Consider the following 26,395-nt stretch of genomic DNA (forward strand, 5'->3'; position numbering starts at 1 on the left):
CCTTAAGTAACTGCAAGTAACTGCCGACAAAAATTAGCGCAGATTCAGCTAAGACGCCGCTTTTTTAGCATCCGGCGCAAAACTGGCGGCATGAAGCTCGCCTGTCTCCTGTCCGGTGGCGGAAGCGCTTTCCAGCAGTTTTGACTGAGACTCAACTGAAAGAGCGCGGGTGGATTTGTCACTCAGAAAAATAAACACGCCCAGTGCAATCAGTAAAAAGGCTGTACTGCTGATAATAGCGACCGGGTAGTAGAGGTTTCCGGCCAGATCAAACTGACTGTATTTGATCACCATGATCAATCCCTCCAGTGACAACGCAACGCATACGGTTCCGATAAAGCGGGGAATCGTCCTTCTTAAAGCCGCTACCGGGTCTTCATCCTCTGCTTCTTCGCCAGAGTATTCTTTATGAATAACCAGGGCTAATTCGAAAACAGCCAGCGCGATAATGCCCGTGTTAATACTCCCCAAAAAGATCTGCATAAACCCGACACCATCAACCAAGTCGTTAAAAATGTCGAAAATCAGAGAAAAAACAATTGCAAGGGCCAAAACCAGAAAAATAATTGAGAAGAGTTTTGCAAAAGATGTACGTATCAGAAGATTAGTTTTTGAGTTCATAAGAACGCCTTTTATTAAACTTAAATCTAAAGCACCTTACTATACGCACCGTATGAATGAATTAAAAACCTCTTTTATTGAAATGTTTTGCAGGAAAATAATCTAACCCACTGATTTAAAAGAAGGCTAAAGAAAAAACCTATCGCCTAAACTAACGATAAACCTAAGCCCTGACAAAAATAAAGCCGCGCCACGAACCTCTGCTTTCTGAAAAAACAAACGTACCCTCCATTGAAGTTCTGATAGCTGCTCAGGAGCAAATCCGTTATGATGCCCGCGCATTTCAGGGGATAAGCCCAATACTGCGTGTATCGCTTATCACCTCATATCAAGTATCAGGATTCCAATGAAAAAAACATTTAAGCTTTCCCACCCGAAGATCAAATATCCGCGCATGATCGAGTCGGCCAAAAACGAAGCAAAAAAATATCTTAAGCGAGAACGCAACAAAGTTTTACCTAAAGGCTTCGATTTTTGGGACTTTTCCTGCAAATTCGGAGCAGATGCCGAAAGCGCACAAGAGATCCATGTTACACAAATCAATGAGAAACTCAGCTATGCCGAAACAGAGCAGTGGCAGAGTTTTTATCTCGAAATTATCGCCGTACCTGCAAACCGGGTTTTTGTTGAGCGTGAAGAAGAACCTGAGCCAATAAACGATGGCATCGAGAGTACCCCTGGCAGCGTCCGGCAGCATGAAGCAGCAGACCCGTTTGAAGACGATCAGTATCCGGAAGATAACTAACCTTATTCTCGATTTATGAATCTGGTCTGCGTATTTCTCAGTACGCGGGCCAAAGCATGCTGACAATCTGATTCCAGGGTAGATTTATCATTGATAGCCAAGGTCCTGAGACGTATACGCACTGGCTGTTTTGGCTAAAAAACCGATAGCCATTGATTTAACAGATACAATCCCGCCGCCAACATGCCCACAGCAAAAACCCCCAGCATAGGATTCACCTCACTGTGTTCCGGTGTTATTAAGTTCCATTGATGGGTTTCCAGTTGCAATGCTACGTTATCAGTCCTGCCGGTAATCTGAAGCTGATAAGCAGGAGGTAACCGGGGAATTATCTGCCAGAAATCCGGCCGGGGTTGAGCCCGAATGGCTTCATCCAATAGCGGACAAACAGAGCACGGCAAGCACGCTTTCAGCCGGATAGTAGGGGCATTGTTGTTTTCTTTATCAGGCTGCCCTGGCGCTTTCAGCCTCGTCATGAGGGCTTCAAGACTTTGTCGATCCCAAACGGCCGTATTACACATGATCGTTTCCGATACGGAATCATCATACTGGGCATCCACGTAATGCACCCCAATTTGCTCGATATCCTGAGCCAGTTGCTCCTCCAGTAAAACCGGCAGCAGTTTCTGTAAACTCCGCTTTACCCCTTGAGGCACATCGACCCGATGAAAGCTCAGTAACTCATCCGCCAAAAAGAGATACAAGTTAGCCGCGGGACTTTCTGCAGCTAAAGTCTCATGAAAATCTGAGAAATTCCCCTGCATAGCACTCTGAGCAGGCTCATCTCCGTTACCTGATAATTCCAACTGATCCAATGGAAACCAAACCAGAGGGTTTTCAGGGTCCCGATACGGCTGGTAAATTACAACCAGGTTACACGGCATAGCTCAAACTCCTTGCCTGAACGTTGATTATTCATTGTTGCGGTCATCACTTTTCAGCCTGTCGTATAAAGCGCTGCTGAGAAACCGGTTGAAAGCGACGCTGTAAAACAGATACATGGCCGGTATCCAGATCCCGTTCCAGCAAGGTGGTCAAAGCTAAGCGTTGCGCCTGCCAGTCAACTTGGGTGGTAATCATAAAAAACCGGCTGCGGATTGAAAAAAGCTCCGCTAATTCCAAAGGTATAGAGCGTTCCGTCAGAAACTTTGTCACAGATTGGATTGGCACATATTCAGTCCCCACCAATAAGGACCTGGCCTGATCCTTTGTTTGTCCAAGCAAGGCTGCAAGGGCATCGGGGTTGGCAGCGTTAAGGTTGATGCGGGTATGTGACGGAAGCCCCACCAGCATTTCACTCATCCGAAGGCGGTCTTCCGAAGATCCCGCTGCCAGCAACATCAGCTCATCGGTATCCAGAAGATTCTGGTCTGAGGTCCGGTACGCAGGCGTCTGTAACAGGTAGTCATTATCTTCAGCACCTGTCAGGCCTGTTGGTATATTATTACGGTCGATCCAGTCCAGAGCCTGATCCGCCAGAACCTCTGGAACACCATTGCCATTCAGCAGTTGCCGCAAGCTGGTAAGATAACGAACATCGGAATGCCCACCGTCCTCTTTCAGCAAGTTGTTGATATTCAGGAAACCATCCATTGGCAAAATACGGATGCGCAGACTGCCCTCGTCAGGCGTATCATGGCCGGTATTCAACGCGAAACGGTCGAGCTGTCCCCAAGGTTCCGAAGGGTGATCGTAGGCCTGCTCTCCTGCAGCCTGATCCTGCCGCCAGTCTTCTTTTAACAGCGCAATCGCATAAGTTTCACCACCACGTGCATAGGCCTCAAGCTGCTGTTGCAGTTGGTAGGCTCCGGTTTGCTCTGCCCGGATACTCCCCTGGCTCATCATACGCGCAGCCAGAATCGCCGCGATAGCAAAAATCAGCAAAACGCTGATCAAAGCAACGCCAGACTGCCTGTGACCTGCCTGGGCAGATGAATTACGGATCACAGATGATTTCATCAGATCCCCGTCCAGGCAAAAACACGCCGAATCGTGCCATAAGTTTTATGGTTAAATTGGATTTCAATACCGTCAGGCAGACGAAATAAATCCGTCATACCCTGCTGGCTTTCTACTGGCCAAAACATCTGCCAAGTGCCGTCAGCCACCACACGCACATTGAAATGAGTTACGTTGGTCAATAGTACCTGTACATAGGGCTCCGTATCCTGTGCTCTGTCCAGTACAGGCCAGAGTAGCCGCTGAAGCTCGCCATCTAACAAACGATAACTAACACGCTCCTTTACACCTGTTAAAGGAGCAGCACCAGATGCTATAGCGCTATCCCCGGATGAAACCACTGTTAACCAGCCCGCACTACGGGTGAACTCCAGAGGCAGTCCTCCCTGATAATTCACAGCAAAAGCAGGGAAAGGATCGCCTAATTCATCTCGAATGGGGCGACGGGATAACTGCTTCAGGTCTTGGTCAATAACGGAAACAGCCTTTTGCAACTGACTGAAGCTATCGGAATGCTCACGGGTGTGTTCATAAGTGCGGATGACACTATTGAGTAACTTATAACCCGCAAGCCCAATCAGCGCAAAAATAGCAACAGCAATTAGCAGCTCCAGTAAAGTAAAGCCCGACTGCAGACTTTTTCCACCTCTTTTCAAATCAGAGGCAGGCTGATCTGTTATAAAACCCACGACCTATAGCTCCGTTCGCAAAAAACTGGTGAGCTGGGCTAAAGCAAAGTTTTTCGTGCTGGCATCATCACCTTTTTCATGGCGATATACCTCCAGCTCAACCCGCACTAAAAATGGCGATTCCGTGGAAAATATCTGGGTTTTCAGAAGAAAGTGCCGCCCAGCCAGCTCTGTCTCACTCCTGCTTTCACCTATTCCAGGTGGTGAGCCAGCCAAGCGCAGTTCATTTATTTTGTTTTGGGCAACCCAGTTTGCGATCACCCGCTGCTCCAATTGACTACTCTGACGCACGTAGCCGCTACTGGCAGTAAGCAACCCCGCCGAAGCAACAGCCAGAATCGCCAATGCGATCATCACCTCAAGCAGTGTAAAGCCCTGCTGGGACAGTGATCGGCACGGCAAATGTTGCGGTTTCTTAGCATAAGGGGAGATGTTGTACATAGGTGGCTATTGCACCATATTCACGTACCGGGGATCAGCGCGGTAGCGTAATGTGATCGTTCGCCGGGGCTGATCAACCTTGATCTGACTGAGTTCAGCAAAACGACTCATCGCAATAAGGAAGTGCTGCGCGTTTCTGCTATCACTGTAACGAAACTGAAGTTGTCCCGATTGCTTAGAGTCTGCACCCGCCTTGTGTTGAATCAAGCTCAGACGATAACCTGGTAGCGCCTGCTTTAACCAGATATCCAGCGGTAACAGATCGATCATACCAAACTGATTTAACCGGTTATATGCCGCCAACTGGGCCTGCTCCAGTCGTACTGACTGCTTTTGTTGCCAGCTCTTACGCTGCTCAACTTTTTGCATCACCGGTTGCCAAACCAGCAAATAGAGTAGCGTCAGCAACAGCACGGCGAACAGTAACTTTAATGCACTGCGATCACGTTCAGGCAATTTATTCCAGCCGGACTTCACAGAGCCGGGCAGATACGCAGAAATCAAAACCGGCGCCTGTGCCATCAGAAAAGTGACTTTGCGGCCAAAATCTGCAGCTATATTCCGATTTAACACCATCAAATGCCTCTTTCCTTTGCTCTACATTAACCGACTTTATCTAGCCATGTTTTTTCTGACACCAGCCCTGCGGTGTCACAACCCAAGCCCATTACCCCTTATCACGCGCCTGCACTGAGTACAGCTGATAATCCGGTAGCCCGACACCATCACCAGATAGGGTAAGGACCTGATCCGGGTTATCAGGGAAGTAAAGTGCCACTGAAAATGGCTGCGTCAGGCCTGACGACGGAAGCAGCAGTTCAGTGGCAGACTTACCTGATACCCGCAACGAAACATGTATTGCTCGTTCCGGCTGATACTCACCCAGAGAGCGAAGCTGCGGCTCAGACCATTGCCCGACAGGCTGACGTTTCAATACCATCAGTTCAATGCCCGCAGAAGGAACAAGCCCTTCTGAAACGGTAATCGGATCTTCACCATATTCTGGCTGAAATACCTTGAAACCATAACCGTCAGTCGCTGCTACAAAATTCAAAGGCAGACCACTACGAATCGCTTCTTCTTGTGCGGAGATAAAAACAGCACGCAGACGTTCACCTTCAGCGATCAGCGCCCTCTGGCCGGAGTGGTCACCCCTGAGGGCAACCGCCGCTGTCAGTAAAACACCGATAATGACAACAACGACCAGAATTTCAATTAGGGTAAAACCCTGTTGATGGTTACCGGGTTTCACAGGGAATTACTTGTCCCAATTGCCAATATCCGCATCGGTACCTTCACCGCCTACCTGACCATCAGCCCCCAGCGAATAGAGGTCAAAATGGCGGCTTTTTTCACCGGGGCGCTTATAAATATAAGCACTGCCCCAGGGATCTTCCGGCATCTGAGGCAGATAACCATCCGGGTTCCAGTTTTTCGCGGTAGTCGGTTTTTCAACCAAAGCTCTCAGGCCTTCCTCATTGGTCGGGTAACGGAGGTTATCCAGCTTGTACATATCCAGGGCATTACTGATAGAACGAATATCATTCTTAGCAACCGTTACCCGCGCTTCATCCGGGCGCCCCAGAATCGAAGGCGCAACCAAAGCCCCCAGAATTCCCAGAATAACCACCACCACCATAATTTCGATAAGGGTAAAGCCCTGTTGTTTATGACGGTTACGCTGCGCCGAAGCGATGTTTTTTGAGCAGATCTCGTCTTGAATCTGTATGTCCTGAGCGTTCATAAAAGTTCCTTCAATATTCGCTATATATTATCTAAACAGAATCAGCCAATCAGCTGATTCATATTCAAAATCGGTAACAGGATCGCCAGTACAATGGTCAATACAACCCCGCCCATCGCAATAAGGACAACGGGTTCAAAAAGACCAACAACGGTGGCTACCAGTGCTTCCAGTGTTTGCTGCTGCTGTTTCGCCGCACGATCCAGCATACTCTCCAGCTCCCCACTGCGCTCCCCACTGGCGATCATGTAGAGCATCATGGGAGGAAAGCGCCCACTTTGCTCTAACGCTTTAAACAGCGAGGTTCCCTCCTTCACTTTACCGGCGATCTCACTGACCTGCTGACGCATAAAATGATTCGGCATTACGGCAGCGGCGATACTAAGCCCCTCGACCAGAGGGACGCCGCTACGGGATAAGATACTCAGGGTTCCCGCAAACCGGGAAGCATTAATACCGCGACTGATTCTGCGAGTCAGACGAAAATCCGTCAGCCAGCGGTCAACCTGTAAACGAAATCCCGGCTTGCGGTAAGCAGAAGAAAAGCCAAGAAACCCCAGGCAAAGCAGCAAAAGAAGATGCAGGCCAAACTGGTTCAGAAAATCACTCACTGCAATCAGCCCGGCCGTTAGTGGCGGCAGGTCATTCCCGGTACGGGTAAACACCTTCACAACATCCGGCACAACCACCGCCAGAAGAAAGCTGACAATAGCGATAGAAGTGACGGTTAACAGTCCGGGATAAAGCAGCGCCAGCTGGATTTTCTGACGCGCCTGTTCCCGCTGTTCGGTATAATCCGCCAGCTCATTCAGCACCAGATCCAGATGTCCCGCATGCTCACCTGCTGCAACGGTTGACCGATACATTTCAGGGAAGGCATTCGGAAAGCCTGCCATGCCATCAGCAAGGGTGTGACCTTCCAGTACTCGTGACCGGACACCCAGTAACAAACTTTTCACCTTTGGCCGCTCAGACTGTGCAGCGACCGCCTGAAGCACCTCTTCCAACGGCATTGCCGCCTGTACCAACGTCGCCATTTGACGGGTGCAGAGCGCTAGCTCTTTAACCGACATGCCAGGTCCGGAAAGAAATCGGCTGGGCTTATTTCCGGCATTAACAACGGGCTCAACAGATACCGCAATCAACCCCTGATCACGAAGCAGCTGGCGAATATGGCGAGGGCTTTCGCCCTCCATAACACCTTTCTTTTTCGCCCCTGAGGTGGTGACAGCCTGATAATTAAAAGCAGCCATGATCAATCATCCCGGGTCACACGCAGCACCTCTTCAACGGTGGTAACACCAGCCCGCACCAGGCGCAGGCCATCTTGCCGGATCGTCTGATAAGACTCACCATTCAGGGCTGTTGCCTGCTTCAGATAATGCTCAATTTCCTGCTCACCTGCTTGTTGATGAATCAGGCGTCGGACATCTTCATCTATCGCTAACAGCTCATAAATACCGGTTCGCCCCCGATAACCCTGTTGGTTACAGTGTGGACACCCCTGCGCATGATAGAGAGTTACCGCGTCTGAATCCGTCAGCCCCATCAATCTGCGCTCGGTATCATCCGGCTCGTAGGGTGAACGGCACTCGGTGCAGAGCACACGAACCAGGCGCTGTGCCAGGACGCCTAACAAGCTTGAGGCCAGCAGAAAGGGCTCAACTCCCATGTCCTGCAAACGGGTCACCGCGCCAGCGGCAGTATTAGTGTGCAGGGTAGACAAAACAAGGTGGCCGGTAAGACTGGCCTGCACAGCTATCTCAGCGGTTTCAATATCCCGAATTTCACCCACCATCACCACGTCAGGATCCTGTCGCAACATGGCACGAAGACCCCGGGCAAAAGTCATATCAACCTTGGGGTTGACCTGTGTCTGACCCACACCTTCCAGGTTGTACTCAATAGGATCTTCCACCGTCATAATATTACGGCTGGAATCATTCAAAGCGGTCAGGGATGCATAGAGCGTGGTGGTTTTACCTGAGCCGGTTGGCCCTGTCACCAGGAAAATACCATGGGGCTTAGCCAACAGGGTTTTCAGCCCAGCGTGGACCTGTTTCGACATACCCAGCTGCGCCAGATCCATACGTCCGGCGTTCTTATCCAGAATACGCAGCACCACTCGCTCACCATTACTGGAGGGTAACGTTGAAACGCGAACATCCACTTCACGGCCACCCAAGCGCAGTGATATACGCCCATCCTGCGGCACCCGTTTTTCGGCAATATCCAGTTTGGCCATCACCTTAATACGTGAGATAAGTAGCGGGGCCAGTGCTCGCTTTGGCTCGACGACAGGTCGCAAAATACCATCCACACGAAAACGGACGACAAGGCGCTTTTCAAACGTCTCAATATGAATATCAGAGACGCCATCGCGAATGGCTTCCTGTAACAGGCCGTTAATCAGGCGAATAATAGGAGCATCATCCTGCTGATCCAGCAGGTCTTCTGTTTCAGAAACGGAGTCCGCAAGACTGGCCAGATCCATTTGGTCGCCGATACCCTGCACCATCTGCAGTGTTTCAGAAGAGTCTGACTGGTAACTTTGGGTGAGCTGCTGCTCAAATATCTCTGGAGTCAACATCTCAAGCGCATCCGGCGTACCGCAGACGCGAATCGCTTCACCTAAAGCCGTCGTATTCAAAGGTTCACGGGCATAGCAAATCAAACCGCGTTCAGTGGGAGTAATCAAAACCCCCTGTTTCTTGGCAAAGGTAAAAGGAAGCGCTGTAAAAGCCGTCAGACCGGATAAAAAAGGCAGTGCCTTTGCACTTTCTGAGAGGGTCGGTACCCCCTCTACAGAGGTATCCGGTGATACTTGAGTTGCAGGAAAATCCGGGCACATATCAATCCTTCCCACCCTCAAATAACTGCTCAACACTCCCTTGATTCCGCTTCACTGGGCCAACACTTTGCCTGTCATGCAGCTCGCCGTTATAGGCATCAACACGGTATATCCCTTGATATTTTGCATCAGCAATGGCTTTCAGGCGGTTGCTGTCGCGAATAATTTTAGGGCGCAGAAATACCAGCAGATTGCGCTTTGTTTTTGTGATCTGGGTGCTGCGAAAAAGCGCACCGATAAGAGGAATATCACCTAAAAGCGGAACTTTACTGACGGATTCCTGAATATCATCCTGAATCAAACCGCCTAACACAATCGTTTCACCGTCAGAGACCAGAATCGTAGTATCAATGGAGCGTTTATTCGTAATACGGTCGGCTGCCCCTGTGGCCAATGGATTGTCAGAAGGCACTAATGACGAAACCTCCTGCAAAACCTCGAGACGCACACTATCATCATCATTGATTTGAGGTTTAACTTTAAGAGTTACCCCCACATCTTCCCGACTGATAGTGGTAAAAGGGTTTGTAGTGGTTGAACTGGTCGTTGTACCGGTCAGAAAAGGAACATTCTGACCAACAACAAACTCTGCTTCTTCATTATCCAGAGTCATAACACTCGGCGTTGAAAGTAGGTTCGCATTCGACGTTGTCGCCAGAGCCTGAACCAGAAGCCCTAAATCCTGCCCATCAACAGAACCACTGCCACCTAAAAAAGCACCCTTGATTTTGCCTATTGTCGCCGCACCCCCGGTTGTTACCGCATCAGAGATTAAGCTGGCGCCGGAAACCCCCGCAGTACCAAAGCTGGTTCCGCCAACGGGCCCGTTCTCAAAATCACCCACAAGCCACTGGACGCCCAGTTGCTCACCATTACTGCCACTAACCTCCACAATAACCGCCTCAATTAACACCTGCGACCGGCGGATATCCAGCTGAGAAACCAGGCTTTTTACTTCAGACATCACTATAGGTTCGGCTCGAATCACAAGGGCATTTAAAGATTCATCAGCCTGAAACTGAGCTTTTGTTACCGTCATAGGGGCTTTCTCAGAGGCTGGTGATGTATCATTAATCACCTTATCCAATAACTCAGCCACTTTGACGGCCTCAGCATAATTCAACTGGATAACCTGAGTAACACCCTTGCTTTCAAAGGGCTTATCCAGTTTAGCTATCAGGTTCTTTATGCGCTGACGGTCAGGGTCACTCCCCTTAAGTATCAGTCGGTTGGAGCGTTCATCTGCCACAATAGTAAAGCGACCATCCTGGTTTTTAGCTTTACTGCCAGACTGCGCAGATTCTAACTCTTCAATCAGGGTTGCCAAATCACCAACCCAGGCATGCTGCAGACTGATCACTTCAATCTGCTCATCTTTGCCCGCATCTATCCTTGAGATAATCCTCTTCAGACGTTCAATGTTAGCCCCATGATCAGAGATAATCAGTGCATTAGACGACTGAACCCCTGCCAGATGACCATACTGAGGAACCAACGGCCGCAGTACGGGAACAACTTCCGATACTGTTGCAGACTTTAATTGAATGACCTCAGTAAGGAAGCTATCACCGGTACGAATTGCAGAACGGTTACCTTCCTGCTTACTCGTTGCATTTGGAATAATTTTGATCGCCCCGTCATCCGTCTCAACAGCAACAAAGCCATGAACATTCAGGACAGAAAGAAAGAGTTGATATACAGCCTCATCATCCATTGATGCCTTGGAAATAACCGTGACCCGCCCTTTAACTCTGGGGTCCACAATAAAGCTTTTACCGGTGAAATCGGCGATCTGACTGATAAAAGCATCAATTTCGGCATCTTTAATATTCACTTTCCACTGCCCGGCAAATACCGGCAGTGAAAAAATCAGAACGCTAATGAGTATTATTTTTTTAAACACCGAAACTCCATTTTTATCTGTGAGCCTGTCTGTTGCCAATGTTTGATTTCAGGATGTCCAGCCAGTGGCAAGAATACCTTAAAACACAAACAATAACGATTCTCAGAAACCTTATTTAAGGAAAAATTTAATACTTTTAACGTGTTACAGGAAAAGTAACAGCAAACTGCCGGGAGCCGCGCTGAATCATCACTTCCACCTCCTGCTTTTGAGAAAGCGTTCCCAGCAGCTGCGCATCAGATTGAGGATCACCCAGGGATGTTCCGTTAACCGATAAGATTACATCCCCCATCTCCAGCCCTGCGGAAGTCAACAGGGAGGCATACGGACTATCCCCTACCTGATAGCCACCATTAGCCGCAGGTGTTATTCCTGCTTCACTCAGAAGCCTCACAGGATCTTCCTGCATCTTCTTCTGGTATTTGCGCATAAAGGCCGCTGCATTCAGTCTACGTATATCGCTGCCCAATTCTGTTTGAGGAAGGTTCTGAACAACACCGGGCGCAGGGCGTGAAGGGGGTGAAGAGGTAATAGTCCGCTGAGCGACAGATACCTTTGGTTCCGGTAAGCGCTGAACAGATGATAATATCGTAGAACTACCTGATTTACGGAAGTACAGCACCTCTGAGTGACCTTTACGGTTCAATAGCACGCGGTCATCGTATACCGTTTTCAGGTAAATACCGGATTCAACCTCGTCACCAGTCTTGTAATAACGGGCTTTTTTATTCAACGTCGCAATGATAGCGCCAGAGTCAGCATTATCCGGGGCAACAAAAACAGCTCTCAGTACCATTTTCAGAGGTGTAGACGGAGCCTTCACCGGCTCCTGCACCATATCTTCCTGATCAAAAAGGCGCTGATATGCTAATTCAGAAGGAACAAGATCTGGCCGCTGACCTGCAATTAGCCAGGACTCAACAACCTGATTAGAAAGCACCACACTGTCTGCGTCAGAAAACTGCAGAGCAGCAAATGCTCCCAATTGCCATCCCACAACACAGGTCAGAAAAGCACCTGTCAGAGGTGCCAGAGCTGCCTGAAGCCTATGCCATAGCATCATCAGAACACCTTCTCTTTGTATTTAATCAAAGCTTGGTCTGCTGGTTTTCTGGGGACAGGTAAATCAGGTACCGCCTCTTTCAGGCGACCGTTCACCCGAACAGCCAACCAGCCATCCTGACTCAATGCTCCCGAAACAAGAGCACCATCTTCACCCAATCGGGTAACAGTGGCATGAATATCACCGGTTTGACTCTGGGTTGATACCCGAATCGCTAATTGAGGGTAACGAATGAGCTGAGGAGAGCGCCCTCCGGGTGGTAAGAAATAGGTATCACCACCTTGCCAGACGATAGCACCGGATAAAGCTTCAGGTTTACCATCAACAAAACTGAAATCCAACCGGTTCACTGAAGCCGTACCGGATATCCAGGCTTTATTTTGTTTCAGAAAAGGGTTCAGTAGCAGAGGGTGAATATGCCCCGCCACCTGACCTTTAAAACCTGTCAGCCTCCAGTTTGGGGTCGCTGTAAGCTCTAGCTTTGTACCAGGGTGACTCAATGACACTGAAAAGAAACGGCCATGTCTCCACAAAGCAGGCAAACCAAGCTGCCAATCAACCTTAAACTGAAGCAGCTGATCTTTATTGGAAATGGACAGTACAGAGTGGCCGTCCCAGGCCGTTCCCCCAATGGATACCAGGGACAGCTTCTCAGGAAGCTTTAAGGATTTCTCGACATAGCCCCAAGCCACTTTCGCCGGAAAGTTTGCCATTAGCCCTAAAAAGAAAGCTATGGGCAAAATAAATTTCACCCATTTTCTGGAAAAAAAAACGCCGCGTTGACTCATACAACCCTTTTCTAGCTCAGTCGATCCCACAGGCCATCGATATTGGATATTTTCTCCTGGTGAGCCAACAACTCATCGTCAGAAGCAGTGATAACGGGAAGTGGATTACGATTGGAGTTTAGGCGGTGAATCGCCGTCACATCAGAATGATCGTTACCATTTTCTTCGCTTTCAGCCACCAGCTTCAGGTCGGTCTGACCACCGGTCATTCTCAGATAAACATCGGCAAGAATTTCAGCATCAAGCAATGCGCCGTGCAGCTCACGATGGGAGTTATCGATATCGTACTTTTTACAAAGCGCATCCAAAGAATGGCGGGAGCCGGGATGCATCTGACGGGACATAACAAGGGTATCAAGGATCTGACAATGATCCTCCGTTTTACCAAAGGTCGAGCCGGTCGCCTCATCCAACCATTTAAACTCGTGATCCATAAAGCCTACATCGAAAGGCGCATTATGAATAACCAGTTGACTGCCACGGATAAAGTCGAAAAATTCCTGGGCAATTTTGGCAAATACCGGCTTGTCGCTCAGGAAGTCGAGAGAGATACCATGTACTTCTTCCGCTTCTGCATCAATTTCCCGCTCAGGATGAATGTATTGATGGTAAGTGCGGCCGGTAAACTTACGGTTAATCAGCTCTACGCAACCAATTTCGATAATTCTATGGCCACGGGAAGCCTCAAGGCCTGTCGTTTCCGTATCCAGTACAACTTGTCTCATGGAACTGTCTTCTCACGATGTATAAAAACAAAAACGCAGAATCATAGCAGGACGAAAGCATAATGGAACGGGGACGGCAATCAAATCCCGGCTGGCTATTCATCAAACCATGGCTGACCATCCATTTACTGCCCTGTTAGCAACTCAGATATCGCTTCATTAGCCAGCTCATCCGCGCGTTCATTATCCGGATGACCGGCATGCCCTTTCACCCAGGACCATGTCACTTTATGCTGCCCGACAGCCGCATCAAGCCGTTGCCAAAGATCCTGATTCTTAACCGGCTTCTTATCAGCTGTTTTCCAGCCTCGCTTTTTCCAGTTGTGGATCCACTGCGTGATGCCCTGCCGCAGATATTGGGAGTCGGTTGTCAGCTCAATTTCACAAGGACGCTTCAGTAGCTCTAAAGCCTGAATAGCCGCCATCAACTCCATACGGTTATTTGTTGTTTCTTTTTCAGAACCTTTAATCTCTTTTTTTGCATCGCCATAGTAGAGTATCGCACCCCAACCGCCCGGGCCGGGGTTTCCTTTACAACCACCATCGGTAAATATGCGCACCAACTGGTTACTCAAAACAACCTCTCATAAATCCATAATCCCTTTACCAGGGAGCATGTAAATCATCCGAAACACCCTGATGCTTCGGCCAAAGCGGTGAATTCTAGCAGAAAGTAAACGACCAAAGCGGATAAAATCTCAGCTTAGCCGGATGAAACAGGCCGATCAGCCAGCACTACCAATCAATGGAGTTCTCAATTCTTGTTGTCCGGACGACGCAATCTCATTCGCCCCATCCCTTTATTCGATGCCGGCGACACAACCCCTGGAATAAACTGTTTTTGCTGCCAGGGCTTACGAACCGGCGTTGAACAACCGACTTCTTTTTTAGCCCAAACGATATAAGCCGCCCCAAAACGATCCAGCATACCAGCAGACTCAAGCCAACGGCTTTTTTCCAGCCAGCTGCGACTATTAACCGCAGGGCGACACATAACAGTTTCAACATCCTCAATACGATAATCAAGCAATGTCAGCCAATCGTTCAACCGGCTCAGACCGATAAATCGCCCTCCCCAGGGAACTCTCCGTCGGGAGTGTACAAAACGGCAGGCCCCCCAGCTACTTAACGGGTTAAAGCCCACGATCACCAGATGGCCCTTATGCTGAGTTACCCGGGCTGCTTCCCGCAAAACCAGGTGCGGCGTTTCGACAAAATCAAGCAGATGATGCAGCAAAACCACATCAATACTGTCATCAGGGAGTGGCAAAGCATCGGGCTGAGAGACCAAAACAGAGTCCCCGGCGTCGGTCACCAACTTGGGACTCCAGACCATCGGATGCTTAATAGGGCTCAAATGCTCGAGGCTGACATGAGGAGACACACCCAAGTTAAGGAAATGATAGCCAAATGTTTTTGCCAAAAAAGGCTCCAGCTGCGCAGACTCCGCCTCGAAAAGCTCACGCCCCAGCGGCTGTCGCCACCAAAGCTCCAGTGCCTCTGAAAAATCTGAAAGAGCTCTTTTGTCTTGTCTAAAACCAGCAAATTTCACATCAACTCCCGTATTGCTAACTTACCTTCTGTGTAATACCACTGTAAAATCTGATCATCGCTTTTAAATCAACAACATCCGTCAATTTCCTTCCTCGACGTGATGAAGCCTTAGCGGAGCAGAACTCATTTAATACTGGCAGGCCAAACAGATACCCGCGTATTGAAATAACAGCTTTTTCTGGGTCATTATGTTAGAAAATAGCGGACTGGCTTCTATATTTGGGCACTGTACGCTCCACTTACCTGTCAGCACATGACCGATAAGGCAGGCACTGACCACATAACAATCACGTGTCACTGGGCAAAATAATTATCAGGAAAGCGCATTATGCTAAAGATTAAACCGATTCCGGCATTCAACGATAACTATATTTGGTTGCTGACCAACAATAAATCTGAAGCCTGGGTCGTTGATCCTGGCGACGCCCTTCCGGTAATAGACCACCTAAACGATGAAAAGCTCCAGTTACGAGGAATTCTGATAACCCACCACCACATGGATCACACCGGCGGTGTTGACCAACTGAAACAGATCTATGATGTACAGGCGTACGGCGCTGATGTGGCGCGCTGCACCGACAATGTGCTAACTGAAGGTGAAACGGTCGATGTGCTGGGAAGCTGTTTCAGGACTCTTTCTATACCCGGACACACACTGGATCATGTTGGTTTTTATTCAGAAGAAGAGCAAGTGCTGTTCTGTGGTGACACACTGTTTTTCGCCGGTTGTGGCAGAATTTTTGAAGGCACACCGGAACAGATGTACACATCACTTATGAAGCTTGCAGCACTCCCTGATGAAACCCGGGTTTACCCTACCCATGAGTACACCCAAGCTAACCTGAAATTTGCCGCAGCGGTGGAGCCGGACAGCCCCTATGTACTCAAAGCCAGCCGTGAAGCAGATCGGGTCCGTAACAGTAATTTACCGACGTTACCCACGACAATTGGCGATGAAAAATGTCATAATCCGTTCCTCAGAAGTCACCAGCCCCCGGTTATCGCTGCTGCTACAGAGCAATCGGGCACATTAGTTGTTGATCCTGTTAAAGTTTTTACGGCTATCCGCCAGTGGAAAAACTGTTTTTAATCAGGACCGAACTTAGTACCCATAAAATCTATGATAGTCACCAAAATCAAAAAAGCCGGTATTTGCCTCTTACCCTTCACCTTTTCATTGGCATTAACCGGCTGCATCAATACAAAGCCAACATCCGAACAATCTGCCACCCGTTCTGCAGTGGCCCCGGCAGATGAACATTTTATTTCACTGAATACCTATCGTGCCCAGAGTGAGCAGACAATTCAGGATCTCCGTCTCTCCCATACCGACATCGAGAGCCCTGGAACTGAATGGCGCTCATGGGACAACCCTTCTCTTCCTGAGTTTAACCTTTGGGATCGTCTGCTGCAGAGCTTCAAGCTTGATCTTGAGATCGACAACCCGCGTATCGCAGCACAACTAAACTGGTATAAGCGCCACCCTCATTATCTTGAGCGTGTATTTACCCGTGCTGAACGTTACATGTTCCACGTTGTTAAAGAGGTAGAAGCCCGCAACCTGCCCGGTGAATTAGCGTTACTACCGATTGTTGAGAGTGCTTACGACCCCTTCGCATACTCCCATGGGCGCGCATCCGGCATGTGGCAGTTTATCCCGTCAACGGCTCGCTATTTCGGCATCAAGAATGACTGGTGGTATGACGGGCGTCGTGATGTGCTGGACTCTACCGATGCAGCTCTGACCTATCTTGATCGTCTGGCAAGACGTTTCGATGGTGATTGGATGCATGCACTGGCAGCCTACAACTCAGGTGGCGGCACAGTAAATAAAGCCATTCGAAAGAACCGTGAAGCCGGCAAACCGACACACTATTGGGCATTGAGGCTTCCTGCTGAAACGAAAGCATATGTTCCCAAGCTGATCGCATTGGCTAAGCTCGTGAAACATGCTGAAGAGTACGGTATCAAGCTGCGCCATATACCTAATGAGCCCTACTTTTCTGCCGTAAATACTGAAGCTCAGATCGATCTGGCCCAGGCGGCAAAAATGGCCGATATTACCATCAATGAACTGTACCTTCTCAACCCCGGTTACAGCCAATGGGCAACCTCACCAAATGGCCCTCACCGCCTGCTGGTGCCCGTTGAGAATACAGACACATTCAAAGAGAACCTGTCCAAAGTCCCTCCGCAAAAACGGATCGCCTGGCAACGTTACAAGGTTGAGTCCGGTGACAGCCTGATCAGTATCGCCAAACGCTTCCGCACAACACCGGCTCTGATTCGTGATGCCAATCAGATACGCGGCAACTCTATTCGGGCAGGCAGCCGCTTGCTGATTCCCATTCCAAAAGCCAATGCCAGCCATTATGCGCTGAGTTCGAGCCAGCGGCTAAAGCGCAAACAGAGTTATGACCGCAGCAATACCGGCGGCAATAAAATCGTCCACTATGTCCAGTCCGGTGATAGTTTTTGGCTATTATCCCGCAAGCATAAGGTCAGTATTCGTGAACTCGCGCGCTGGAACGGTATGGCGCCTAATGACCCCCTGATGCCCGGAAAGAAACTGGTGATCTGGTCAAAGGCAGACCAGGCGGTGAGTACGGGTACAAAGAATCGTAAAATTATCCGCCGTGTAGGCTACAAAGTACGCCGCGGTGACTCTCTGGCAAGGATCGCCGGTAAGTTTAACGTCAGCGTAAATCAGATTGTCAGCTGGAATAAGATTGATAAGCGTAAATATCTACAACCAGGTCAGAGCCTGACCTTGTATGTCGATGTAACCCGTAGCCATTGATTGAACTCGTCATACATCTTTCGGTCTTAATTATCAGAACGGATCACTGATGATTCTGAAGACAAAAAAGGGGTGCAACGCACCCCTTTTTTGTTGCCTATCCCGATAAGATCCGTATTCTCTGACATAAACAATTTATTCGTAGCCTATTGAAGAATATAAGAAAATTTGGCAGGAGCCCTCTATTATGCTGAACGCCCTTAAGCAGACGACCTTCATCAGCCGCCGAACGCCAATCAGGCAACTCACCTGTACCGCTTTCACCTGGCTTGCACTGACCACTTCAGCGCTCTCTTTTGCCGCATCGCCACAGCATGGTATCGCGATGCACGGCGATCTTAAGTATCCATCGGACTTTAGCCACTTTGATTACGTCAACCCATCAGCCCCCAAAGGCGGTGCATTCAGACAAGCGGCAGTAGGTACCTTTGACTCCCTGAACCCTTTTATTATCAAAGGGGTACCAGCATCTGGTATAGGGCTTATCTACGATACCCTGATGGAGTCTTCCGCTGATGAGCCTTTCTCCCAATACGGCCTACTGGCTGAAAGCGTCACCAGGGCAGAGGATAATAGCTGGGTAGAGTTTACATTACGGCCCAGCGCTCGTTTTCATGACGGCAAACCCGTAACGCCAGAAGATGTTATTTTCACCTTCAATACGCTGAGAGAAAAAGGCCGCCCTTTTTATCGGGCTTATTACGCTGACATCAGTAATATCGTAAAAACAGGGGAGCACTCCGTTCGCTTCAACTTTAAGTCCACTGAGAACCGTGAGTTACCTCTGATTATTGGTCAGGTTCCTGTGCTGCCAAAACATTACTGGCAGGATAAAGACTTCACTAAAACAACCTTAACGCCACCTGTAGGTTCCGGCCCCTATAAAATATCCAAAGTCGATAGCGGACGCTCGATCCATTATCAGCGGGATAGCAATTACTGGGGGAGAAATCTGCCAATCAACCAAGGACGCCATAACTTCGATCTGATGGCATTTGAATATTATCGTGACAGTACGGTTGCCCTTGAAGCATTTAAGTCAGGCGATCTTAATTTCCGCCGTGAAAACAGTTCCAAGTTCTGGGCCACATCTTACGACTCCCCTGCCCTCAGCGAAGGCCGTATTATCAAAGAGAGTATCGCCCACAAAAACCCAACAGGCATGCAGGCATTCATTTTCAATCTGCGCCGGAATAAGTTTCAGGATATCAGGGTTCGAAAAGCACTCAACCTCGCTTTTGACTTTGAATGGACAAATCAGAATCTTTTCTACGGAGCCTATAGCCGGACTGAGAGCTATTTCTCAAACTCCGAGCTGGCGGCCAAAGGCTTACCATCAGAGCATGAAAAACAGTTACTGGAACCCTATCGGGCACAACTGCCAGTGGAAGTGTTTACAAAAACCTTTAGCCTGAACAAAACACAGGGAGATGGCAATATTCGAAATGAACTACGCCAGGCCTCACGTCTACTGAAACAGGCTGGCTGGACGGTAAAGGATGGTAAACGGGTCGATCAGAACGGTGACCCCGTCGTCATAGAGATGCTGCTCTATGATTCAACCTTCGAGCGTGTCGTGCACCCTTACAAGAAAAATCTTGAGCGCTTAGGTATTACATTGAACACCCGGATTGTTGATACGACCCAGTATATCAATCGGGTCCGAGGTTTCGATTTTGATATGATCGTCTATAGCATCGGACAATCGAACTCTCCGGGTAATGAGCAAAGGGAGTTCTGGCATTCAGAGTATGCGGACAAGCAAAATGCCAGTAATGTCATCGGTATCAAAAGCCCGGTGGTTGACGCATTAGTTGAGGCTGTCATCACAGCAAAAGATCGTCCGGCACTGGTCACAGCAACCCGGGCACTGGATAGAGTTCTTCTGTGGGGACACTATGTTGTTCCTCACTGGGGAATTACTCAGTATCGCGTCGCTTACGATCATAAGATTATGCACCCTACCGTGACACCGCCCTACCAACTGGCAACGGATACCTGGTGGCACCAGAAGAAGTAATCCGGTAATCAGAGCGCCTTGCCGTCAGCTAATGACAAGTATCCGGCAAGGTGCAACCCTATTGATCCATAACAGCACCTGATTAGGAAATCCCATGTGGAGCTATATTACCCGTCGCCTGCTGCTAATGATTCCAACACTTTTTGGTATTATGCTGCTCAATTTTATTATTGTTCAGGCAGCACCAGGTGGGCCTGTAGAGCAGGTTCTGGCCCAACTGGACGGCATGGATAGTCAGTCCAGTACGCGTATCGGCTCTGGAGAGCAGACTGAACTCCAGTCTCAAGGCTCAAACTCAGACTACAGAGGGGCCCAGGGGGTTGATCCTGCTCTGATCAAAGAAATAGAACAGCAGTTTGGTTTCGACAAGCCTGCCCACGAACGCTTTTTTCAGATGATAACTCAATACCTGACCTTTGATTTTGGTGATAGTTTTTTTCGGGATAAGCCTGTTCTGGATCTGATACTGGAAAAAATGCCGGTTTCCATCTCTTTAGGCCTTTGGACAACACTGATTGTATACGGGGTATCCATTCCACTGGGTATCCGCAAGGCTTTACAGCACGGCTCACCTTTCGATGTCTGGTCTTCAAGCATCATCATTGTGGGGTATGCGATTCCTAACTTTCTGTTTGCCATTCTATTAATTGTGGTATTTGCCGGTGGCAGCTACCTCGACTGGTTCCCTCTTCGGGGCCTGACCTCGGAAAATTTTGATCAGCTTCCCTGGTACAGTCAGATCACCGATTATCTATGGCATATCACCCTGCCGGTTCTGGCCTCTGTTATCTCAAGCTTCGCAACTCTGACCATGCTGACCAAAAACAGCTTCCTCGATGAGATTAACAAGCAGTACGTGATGACAGCCAGAGCCAAAGGAGCTTCTGAGAAACGCGTCCTGTACGGCCATATCTTCCGCAATGCCATGTTGCTGATTATAGCCGGTATGCCTGCTGCTCTTATTGGCATCTTTTTCTCCAGCTCCCTGCTGATTGAAGTTATCTTTTCCCTGGATGGTCTTGGACTGCTTGGGTTCGAGGCTGTTATGCAGCGGGATTATCCGGTTATCTTCGGCACGCTCTACATTTTTACCCTGATCGGCCTCCTGCTGAAACTGATCAGTGACATCACCTACATTATGGTAGACCCAAGAATCAGCTTTGAAGGACAGAATCGCTGATATGAGCCTGACAAATACGACATCACAAAGAAAGCAGCTCTGGCAGCCCTCACCCATTGCCCAGCGGCGTATTAGAAGCTTCCGGCAAAACCGACGCAGCTACTGGGCTCTGATCATATTCAGTCTATTGTTTGTACTGACCCTGTTTGCTGAAGTGGTTGCCAATGACAAGCCTCTTCTGATCCGCTATCAGGGTGAATGGTTTGTACCCGTGCTGGAGGTTTACCCTGAGACACGTTTTGGTGGTGACTTCACCACCGAAGCGGAATACACAGACCCCTATATTCAGGAGCTGATAGAAGAAAAAGGCTGGATACTCTGGCCACTGATCCCTTTCAGTTACGACACCATCAATTATCAGCTGGACCAGCCAGCTCCAAGTCCGCCAACAACTGTAAACTGGCTGGGCACTGACGACCAGGGACGTGATGTACTGGCAAGGGTTATTTATGGTTTCCGTATCTCTCTGCTGTTTGCCATTACCCTGACGATTGGCAGTACTTTAGTTGGTGTATTTATCGGTGCTGTTCAGGGTTTTTTTGGTGGCAAAACGGATCTGCTTGGCCAACGTTTTATCGAGATCTGGTCAGGACTACCAACGCTGTTTATCCTGATTATTCTCTCCAGCATTGTTGAGCCCAACTTCTGGTGGCTACTGGGCATTATGCTGCTATTTAGTTGGATGGCTCTAGTAGATGTTGTTCGGGCCGAATTTCTACGCTGTCGTAACCTTGAATACATTACGGCCGCTAAAGCACTGGGTGTACCCAATCGGCTGATTATGTGGCGGCATATGCTACCCAATGCCATGGTCGCCACAATGACCTTTATGCCCTTCATATTTACCGGTGGTGTAACCACCCTGACAGCTCTGGACTTTCTTGGCTTTGGGCTTCCTCCAGGCTCACCATCTCTGGGCGAGCTGGTCGCTCAGGGCAAATCTAATCTGCACGCTCCCTGGCTAGGCATCACCGCTTTTGTCGTGCTTTCCGGCATGCTGACACTACTGGTATTTATCGGTGAGGGCGTGCGGGATGCCTTCGACCCACGCCATACAGGAGGCCTGTAATGAGCTGTTCCGAACAACAAACAGCGACAACGGATAGAGCTGAAGCCCCATTACTACAGGTTGAGCAACTGACATTAGCTTTTGACCGCAGGAATCCTGTGGTCGACCGGGTCTCATTTTACGTACAACGAGGCGAAACTCTTGGTATCGTCGGAGAAAGTGGTTCAGGTAAATCCTTGTCAGCTCTCAGTATTCCACGCCTGCTACCCTCTGCAGCCCAGCAGCTCAATGGACAAGTCTGGTTTGACGGCGAAGATATGAGCCAGCTTAATGAAAAACAGCTGATGGCCTTGCGGGGCAACCGTATTTCAGTGATTTTTCAGGAGCCAATGTCATCTCTGAACCCCCTGCATAGTATCGGCAAGCAGATTTCAGAAATCATCAGGCTGCACCGCCCTCTTAACAAGCATGAGCTGTTTGACGAAACTGTCAAACGATTGAATGAAGTCGGTATCGAACATCCAGAACAGCGCTACCATGCCCTACCTCACCAACTCTCTGGCGGACAGCGCCAACGGGTGATGATCGCCATGGCAATCGCTAACGAACCGGATCTCCTGATTGCCGACGAACCAACAACAGCATTAGATCAGCAGATCCAGAAGCAGATTCTGGACCTGATTCAAACGCTACAGAAGAAGTATCAGATGGCAGTTCTTCTTATCACCCACGATCTGAATATCGTTCGCGACTACGCAGACCGGGTGTGCGTCATGCAACAGGGTAAAGTTATTGAAACGGCCGATACCGGATCTGTTTTTTCTGATCCGAAACAAGAGTATACCCGAATGCTCCTCGCAGCCGACCCTGATGGAAAACCGGTCCCTCTTGAGAGCGATGCGTACAACCTGCTCACCGTCAAGCAACTCAATGTCTGGTACCCAATTCGTACAGGCCTTATGAAGCGAGTAACCGGTCACATCAAAGCAGTAACCGGTGCCGAATTTGACCTCTGCCAGGGAGAATGTATCGGTTTTTTGGGAGCCAGCGGCTCAGGAAAAACTTCACTTGGAATGGCGATTCTCCGTTTGATAGACAGTCAGGGAGAAATCCGCTTTGATGGGCAGGATCTTAATCAGCTTTCACCTGAAGCACTCAGAAAAATCCGGAAGAAAATCCAGGTCGTTCTACAGGATCCTTTTGGCAGCCTTAGTCCACGTATGGCCATAGGTGAGATTATTGCTGAGGGATTAAAAGTACACTATCCGGCTTCAGATTCTGAAATTAAAACGTCAGTCATAAACGTTATGCAAGAGGTTGGCCTTGATCCGGATACCCGACATCGCTACCCTCATGAATTTTCAGGAGGACAACGCCAAAGGGTGGCTATCGCCCGGGCACTTATCCTTCGTCCCAAGCTGATCATTCTGGATGAACCTACATCAGCTCTGGATAAAAGCGTACAAAAACAGGTGGTAGAACTCCTGAAATCACTTCAGGTCAGGCATCGCATCAGCTATATATTGATTACTCATGATCCAGCTATCACTCAATCCATGTGTCATAAGGTGATTCATCTTGATGGGGAAAGCACTCACATACCAGTCTGAGGCGTGATACGGCCGCTTTTAGCATCCGTAACACGCCACCCTCACCTGCTACCTTAACACGGGTCAAGCAGAGACCTCTCAAGGCTGAGAAACAAAAAAGGAAGCCACTTCGGCTTCCTTTTTTATACTCATCAAAGCGGAGCCAGCTGAAGCCTGACCCCGGCATTTGTCACGCTGTTATTCAGATTATTACAGGTACGTCACTTCAGCTTTGCCAGTAATGGCAGCCCGAAGTTGCTGGGTCGTGTTACGGGCCTGGGATAACTGAATAGCTTGCTGATAGAAAGCAACAATCTCTTCTGACATCTCCGGCTGCTCAATACCTGTTACCTGAACCAGATAAACCGTATCCCCTGCAACCACTTTCTCAACACGGCCTTCAGGCTGTGCAAAAGCCTGCTGAACTACTGCCCGAGGGACTTCCTGCGATACTCGCGATACAGCCTCAGCAGAGGTAACTGCATGGTTCGAGGCTTTAGCAGCTTCAGCCAGATCAGATACTTCAGCTTTCTCGATCAGCTCAGTCGCCACTTTTTCTACAGCGGCAACCTGCTTCTCAACCATCAGGGTCTGACGAATCTGCTCAGAGACTTCTACCAGAGGACGAATAGAAGGCTCTTTGACATCAACAGCCCGAATTACCACAGCATTGTGATCATCAAGCTCAATAAGGTCACTGTTTGAGCCTTCTTCTTTCACCAGACCAGAAAAAGCAGCGCGAACTACCGCAGGATGAGAAGCAACACCTTCGCCACCCTGAACAGAGAAAAAGTCCGTAGATTTAACGGTCAGATTCAGTTCAGAGGCCGGTTCCTGAAGATCCTGAGAAGCAAAACTTGCATTTGCCAGCTCTTCGGTCATCAACAGGTATTTATCTGCCGCTTCTTTCGCCTCCAGATCCGCCAATAAGGTAGGCCGCATCTCTTCGTAGGATGCCTGTTTAACTGTCTCTTTTTTGTCAAGATAAACGAGGTGAACACCAAATTCAGTAACCACAGGCTCTGAAACACCACCCTCTTCGAGTGCAAAAAGAGCATTCTCAAAGTCAGCATCAAAGCTATCGGGTTCAACAAGTCCCAACTTACCGCCATCTGCGGAAGAGCCCACATCCTCAGAAAATTCTTTTGCCAATGCGGCAAAGGATTCCCCTTGCTCTACACGTGTTTTAATACTCTCAAGCTCGGCGACGGCTTCTTCTTCTGAACGACTATCGGTATCCAATAAAATATGGGACGCATAATAACTTGCCTGGGTCGCATTACGCTGCTGGTAACTGGCATACGCACTCTGCAGAGCCTCTTCCGATATCTCAGTATCAGAGATAAAATCATCCTGACTGATTTGGATATAATCCAGTTTCACCCGTTCTGGCAGAGCAAAAGACGATTGATTATTCTGGTAGTAGGTTTCTATTTCAGTCTCAGAGACCGAAACGCCTTTCTGCTGGTCTGCCTTCAAAGCGATATAACGCAGATCACGGGTCTGACTGTCCAGAGCAATGACCTGACGAATATATTTCTCAGGCATAAATTCACTCAGGCTAACGCCACCCTGTAACTGATTAATCAGTACATCTTTACGAAGCTCTTCGCGGAACTGACGGGGAGCAAGCCCCACATTTCGCAACATCACCTGGAACTGATCAGCGCTGAACTGGCCATCGGGGCCCCGGAATTCAGGCGTAGCCAGAATCAAACGGTCAATCTGCAATTCACTCACTGTCAGACCACCATCTTCTGCAGCCTGAAGTGCTGCTTCGCGATTCACTAATGTCTGCAGAGCTCGCTGACGAATCAGATTTTCATTTAACTCAGAAGGATCCGCATCCGGTCCCATTTGAGATAAAACCTGGCGAACCTGACGCTGAGTGGAGATCTCCAGCTCATAGCGGCTTATTTTACTGTCATTAACCGTAGCAACTTCATCGCCCCCTCCGGTGAATGCGCCAACAATGGCGTCAAGACCAAACATTGCAAAGGTCAAAATGATAAAACCTACGATGACTTTTACCACCCAGCTGGATGACTTGTCCCTGATGTTCTGAAGCATTTAAATGTCTCTTGTGGGTTTTAATGTGAATTCTTAAGCTGAAATTAGCTTAATTATAACTGCCTGAGCAGCAATACAAAATGCTGAGACAATAATTAGCCGAACAAATTCATAGGATTAAAAAGTTACAGGTCTGATGATTCAGTTTTCAGACAAAAAAAAAGCACATCCGAAGATGTGCTTTTTTCGATTTGGCGGATCGGACGGGACTCGAACCCGCGACCCCCGGCGTGACAGGCCGGTATTCTAACCAACTGAACTACCGATCCAAATCTCTTAAACTAAAGTGAACCTTAGTTTACAGCATCTTTTAAAGCTTTGCCTGGCTTAAAGCTAGGCACTTTCGCTGCTTTAATTTCGATTGGATCACCTGTTTGAGGGTTACGACCCGTACGGGCTGCACGCTCTTTTACAGAGAAAGTACCAAAGCCAACCAATACTACTGAATCACCCTTTTGCAGAGATTCAGAAACAGTTTCGATCATTGCGTCCAGTGCACGACCGGCAGCAGCTTTAGGAATATCAGCAGACGCTGCAATCGCATCAATCAGTTCAGACTTATTCACTCTTCACCCCTTAACAATACGGCCAATGCGGCCAAAAACAAATGCGCAGATTATTGGTGGCTTACGCAAAAAAACAGG

General features: G+C 48.8%; 25 protein-coding genes and 1 tRNA gene. 7 read left to right on the forward strand and 19 right to left on the reverse strand.

The genetic code is table 11. The features are described 5' to 3' along the window. Positions 1-48: 48 nt before the first annotated feature. On the reverse strand, positions 49-621 hold the full coding sequence (locus tag ACN0R8_RS02205) for a hypothetical protein (RefSeq protein ID WP_417594639.1): 573 nt from the start codon (positions 619-621) through the stop codon (positions 49-51). A gap of 346 nt (positions 622-967) precedes the next feature. On the opposite strand from ACN0R8_RS02205, the gene ACN0R8_RS02210 reads away from it, so the two are divergent. Beyond that, positions 968-1,366 carry a DUF6172 family protein gene (locus tag ACN0R8_RS02210; protein WP_417594641.1) on the forward strand — a complete coding sequence of 133 codons (399 nt, stop codon included), beginning with the start codon at positions 968-970 and terminating at the stop codon, positions 1,364-1,366. A 134-nt stretch (positions 1,367-1,500) separates the two neighbouring features. Here the strand turns inward: ACN0R8_RS02210 and ACN0R8_RS02215 are convergent, their stop codons facing one another. The 15 genes from ACN0R8_RS02215 to ACN0R8_RS02285 form a co-directional block, all read right to left on the reverse strand. Continuing rightward, entirely contained in the window at positions 1,501-2,250 is a 750-nt protein-coding gene (locus ACN0R8_RS02215) for a type II secretion system protein GspL (protein ID WP_417594643.1), read from the reverse strand. A 46-nt stretch (positions 2,251-2,296) separates the two neighbouring features. Continuing rightward, the gene (gene gspK, locus ACN0R8_RS02220) at positions 2,297-3,325 is read right to left on the reverse strand and encodes a type II secretion system minor pseudopilin GspK (RefSeq protein ID WP_417594645.1); all 1,029 of its coding nucleotides are present in this window, start codon (positions 3,323-3,325) and stop codon (positions 2,297-2,299) included. Beyond that, the gene (gspJ, locus tag ACN0R8_RS02225) at positions 3,325-4,014 is read right to left on the reverse strand and encodes a type II secretion system minor pseudopilin GspJ (protein WP_417594647.1); all 690 of its coding nucleotides are present in this window, start codon (positions 4,012-4,014) and stop codon (positions 3,325-3,327) included. The genes gspK and gspJ overlap by 1 nt, the downstream gene beginning before the upstream one ends. Before the next feature lie 3 nt (positions 4,015-4,017). Then, complete coding sequence (gspI, locus tag ACN0R8_RS02230; RefSeq protein WP_417594649.1) at positions 4,018-4,455, reverse strand: type II secretion system minor pseudopilin GspI; 438 nt, start codon at positions 4,453-4,455, stop codon at positions 4,018-4,020. 6 nt (positions 4,456-4,461) lie between these two features. Then, positions 4,462-5,031 (reverse strand): type II secretion system protein GspM, encoded by a 570-nt coding sequence (gene gspM, locus ACN0R8_RS02235; RefSeq protein WP_417594651.1) that lies wholly within the window; start codon positions 5,029-5,031, stop codon positions 4,462-4,464. Between the two features lie 91 nt (positions 5,032-5,122). Then, positions 5,123-5,707, reverse strand: coding sequence for a prepilin-type N-terminal cleavage/methylation domain-containing protein (locus ACN0R8_RS02240; protein WP_417594653.1), 585 nt, complete (start codon positions 5,705-5,707; stop codon positions 5,123-5,125). Between the two features lie 6 nt (positions 5,708-5,713). Beyond that, a complete protein-coding gene (gene gspG / locus ACN0R8_RS02245; protein WP_417594655.1) occupies positions 5,714-6,199 on the reverse strand; it encodes a type II secretion system major pseudopilin GspG in 486 nt (161 codons plus the stop codon). 41 nt (positions 6,200-6,240) lie between these two features. Beyond that, on the reverse strand, positions 6,241-7,452 hold the full coding sequence (gene gspF, locus ACN0R8_RS02250) for a type II secretion system inner membrane protein GspF (RefSeq protein ID WP_417594657.1): 1,212 nt from the start codon (positions 7,450-7,452) through the stop codon (positions 6,241-6,243). A gap of 2 nt (positions 7,453-7,454) precedes the next feature. Then, positions 7,455-9,050: a type II secretion system ATPase GspE gene (gene gspE, locus ACN0R8_RS02255; protein WP_417594659.1), complete on the reverse strand. Its 1,596-nt coding sequence runs from the start codon at positions 9,048-9,050 to the stop codon at positions 7,455-7,457. A gap of 1 nt (position 9,051) precedes the next feature. Beyond that, positions 9,052-10,953 (reverse strand): type II secretion system secretin GspD, encoded by a 1,902-nt coding sequence (gene gspD / locus ACN0R8_RS02260; protein ID WP_417594661.1) that lies wholly within the window; start codon positions 10,951-10,953, stop codon positions 9,052-9,054. Positions 10,954-11,089: 136 nt separating this feature from the next. Beyond that, complete coding sequence (locus ACN0R8_RS02265; protein ID WP_417594663.1) at positions 11,090-12,016, reverse strand: type II secretion system protein N; 927 nt, start codon at positions 12,014-12,016, stop codon at positions 11,090-11,092. Continuing rightward, a complete protein-coding gene (locus ACN0R8_RS02270; protein WP_417594665.1) occupies positions 12,016-12,768 on the reverse strand; it encodes a hypothetical protein in 753 nt (250 codons plus the stop codon). Before ACN0R8_RS02270 ends, ACN0R8_RS02265 begins: the two co-directional genes overlap by 1 nt. 47 nt (positions 12,769-12,815) lie before the next feature. Beyond that, positions 12,816-13,529: a DNA polymerase III subunit epsilon gene (dnaQ, locus tag ACN0R8_RS02275; protein WP_417594667.1), complete on the reverse strand. Its 714-nt coding sequence runs from the start codon at positions 13,527-13,529 to the stop codon at positions 12,816-12,818. Between the two features lie 125 nt (positions 13,530-13,654). Then, entirely contained in the window at positions 13,655-14,104 is a 450-nt protein-coding gene (gene rnhA, locus ACN0R8_RS02280; protein ID WP_417594669.1) for a ribonuclease HI, read from the reverse strand. Positions 14,105-14,283: 179 nt separating this feature from the next. After that, a complete protein-coding gene (locus tag ACN0R8_RS02285) occupies positions 14,284-15,081 on the reverse strand; it encodes a class I SAM-dependent methyltransferase (RefSeq protein WP_417594671.1) in 798 nt (265 codons plus the stop codon). Between the two features lie 330 nt (positions 15,082-15,411). On the opposite strand from ACN0R8_RS02285, the gene gloB reads away from it, so the two are divergent. The 6 genes from gloB (at position 15,412) to ACN0R8_RS02315 (ending at position 23,702) form a co-directional block, all read left to right on the forward strand. Then, complete coding sequence (gene gloB / locus ACN0R8_RS02290; RefSeq protein WP_417594673.1) at positions 15,412-16,173, forward strand: hydroxyacylglutathione hydrolase; 762 nt, start codon at positions 15,412-15,414, stop codon at positions 16,171-16,173. A gap of 30 nt (positions 16,174-16,203) precedes the next feature. Continuing rightward, on the forward strand, positions 16,204-17,883 hold the full coding sequence (locus ACN0R8_RS02295) for a LysM peptidoglycan-binding domain-containing protein (protein WP_417594675.1): 1,680 nt from the start codon (positions 16,204-16,206) through the stop codon (positions 17,881-17,883). 187 nt (positions 17,884-18,070) lie between these two features. Beyond that, complete coding sequence (locus ACN0R8_RS02300) at positions 18,071-19,903, forward strand: extracellular solute-binding protein (RefSeq protein ID WP_417594677.1); 1,833 nt, start codon at positions 18,071-18,073, stop codon at positions 19,901-19,903. 94 nt (positions 19,904-19,997) lie between these two features. Then, on the forward strand, positions 19,998-21,083 hold the full coding sequence (locus tag ACN0R8_RS02305) for a microcin C ABC transporter permease YejB (RefSeq protein ID WP_417594679.1): 1,086 nt from the start codon (positions 19,998-20,000) through the stop codon (positions 21,081-21,083). Position 21,084: 1 nt separating this feature from the next. After that, positions 21,085-22,152 carry an ABC transporter permease gene (locus ACN0R8_RS02310; RefSeq protein WP_417594681.1) on the forward strand — a complete coding sequence of 356 codons (1,068 nt, stop codon included), beginning with the start codon at positions 21,085-21,087 and terminating at the stop codon, positions 22,150-22,152. Then, the gene (locus ACN0R8_RS02315) at positions 22,152-23,702 is read left to right on the forward strand and encodes an ABC transporter ATP-binding protein (protein ID WP_417594683.1); all 1,551 of its coding nucleotides are present in this window, start codon (positions 22,152-22,154) and stop codon (positions 23,700-23,702) included. The genes ACN0R8_RS02310 and ACN0R8_RS02315 overlap by 1 nt, the downstream gene beginning before the upstream one ends. Before the next feature lie 189 nt (positions 23,703-23,891). Here the strand turns inward: ACN0R8_RS02315 and ACN0R8_RS02320 are convergent, their stop codons facing one another. From ACN0R8_RS02320 to ACN0R8_RS02330, 3 genes are all read right to left on the reverse strand, one after another. Then, the gene (locus ACN0R8_RS02320) at positions 23,892-25,751 is read right to left on the reverse strand and encodes a SurA N-terminal domain-containing protein (RefSeq protein WP_417594685.1); all 1,860 of its coding nucleotides are present in this window, start codon (positions 25,749-25,751) and stop codon (positions 23,892-23,894) included. 192 nt (positions 25,752-25,943) lie between these two features. Further along, positions 25,944-26,020: transfer RNA gene (locus tag ACN0R8_RS02325), tRNA-Asp, on the reverse strand. Between the two features lie 24 nt (positions 26,021-26,044). After that, positions 26,045-26,317 (reverse strand): HU family DNA-binding protein, encoded by a 273-nt coding sequence (locus ACN0R8_RS02330; protein ID WP_078318984.1) that lies wholly within the window; start codon positions 26,315-26,317, stop codon positions 26,045-26,047. Between the last annotated feature and the right edge of the window lie 78 nt (positions 26,318-26,395).

Source organism: Oceanospirillum sp., assembly GCF_048265165.1.
GTDB lineage: Bacteria > Pseudomonadota > Gammaproteobacteria > Pseudomonadales > Halomonadaceae > Oceanospirillum.

Excerpts from the sequence above, each read along its gene's own strand:
- gspM (WP_417594651.1), bottom strand. The coding sequence starts at position 5,031 with ATGGTGTTAAATCGGAATATAGCTGCAGATTTTGGCCGCAAAGTCACT.
- ACN0R8_RS02310 (WP_417594681.1), top strand. The coding sequence starts at position 21,085 with ATGAGCCTGACAAATACGACATCACAAAGAAAGCAGCTCTGGCAGCCC.
- gloB (WP_417594673.1), top strand. The coding sequence starts at position 15,412 with ATGCTAAAGATTAAACCGATTCCGGCATTCAACGATAACTATATTTGG.
- ACN0R8_RS02320 (WP_417594685.1), bottom strand. The coding sequence starts at position 25,751 with ATGCTTCAGAACATCAGGGACAAGTCATCCAGCTGGGTGGTAAAAGTC.
- ACN0R8_RS02215 (WP_417594643.1), bottom strand. The coding sequence starts at position 2,250 with ATGCCGTGTAACCTGGTTGTAATTTACCAGCCGTATCGGGACCCTGAA.
- gspK (WP_417594645.1), bottom strand. The coding sequence starts at position 3,325 with ATGAAATCATCTGTGATCCGTAATTCATCTGCCCAGGCAGGTCACAGG.
- gspG (WP_417594655.1), bottom strand. The coding sequence starts at position 6,199 with ATGAACGCTCAGGACATACAGATTCAAGACGAGATCTGCTCAAAAAAC.
- dnaQ (WP_417594667.1), bottom strand. The coding sequence starts at position 13,529 with ATGAGACAAGTTGTACTGGATACGGAAACGACAGGCCTTGAGGCTTCC.
- gspE (WP_417594659.1), bottom strand. The coding sequence starts at position 9,050 with ATGTGCCCGGATTTTCCTGCAACTCAAGTATCACCGGATACCTCTGTA.
- ACN0R8_RS02210 (WP_417594641.1), top strand. The coding sequence starts at position 968 with ATGAAAAAAACATTTAAGCTTTCCCACCCGAAGATCAAATATCCGCGC.
- ACN0R8_RS02205 (WP_417594639.1), bottom strand. The coding sequence starts at position 621 with ATGAACTCAAAAACTAATCTTCTGATACGTACATCTTTTGCAAAACTC.
- gspF (WP_417594657.1), bottom strand. The coding sequence starts at position 7,452 with ATGGCTGCTTTTAATTATCAGGCTGTCACCACCTCAGGGGCGAAAAAG.
- gspI (WP_417594649.1), bottom strand. The coding sequence starts at position 4,455 with ATGTACAACATCTCCCCTTATGCTAAGAAACCGCAACATTTGCCGTGC.
- ACN0R8_RS02305 (WP_417594679.1), top strand. The coding sequence starts at position 19,998 with ATGTGGAGCTATATTACCCGTCGCCTGCTGCTAATGATTCCAACACTT.
- ACN0R8_RS02295 (WP_417594675.1), top strand. The coding sequence starts at position 16,204 with ATGATAGTCACCAAAATCAAAAAAGCCGGTATTTGCCTCTTACCCTTC.
- ACN0R8_RS02315 (WP_417594683.1), top strand. The coding sequence starts at position 22,152 with ATGAGCTGTTCCGAACAACAAACAGCGACAACGGATAGAGCTGAAGCC.
- ACN0R8_RS02300 (WP_417594677.1), top strand. The coding sequence starts at position 18,071 with ATGCTGAACGCCCTTAAGCAGACGACCTTCATCAGCCGCCGAACGCCA.
- ACN0R8_RS02265 (WP_417594663.1), bottom strand. The coding sequence starts at position 12,016 with ATGATGCTATGGCATAGGCTTCAGGCAGCTCTGGCACCTCTGACAGGT.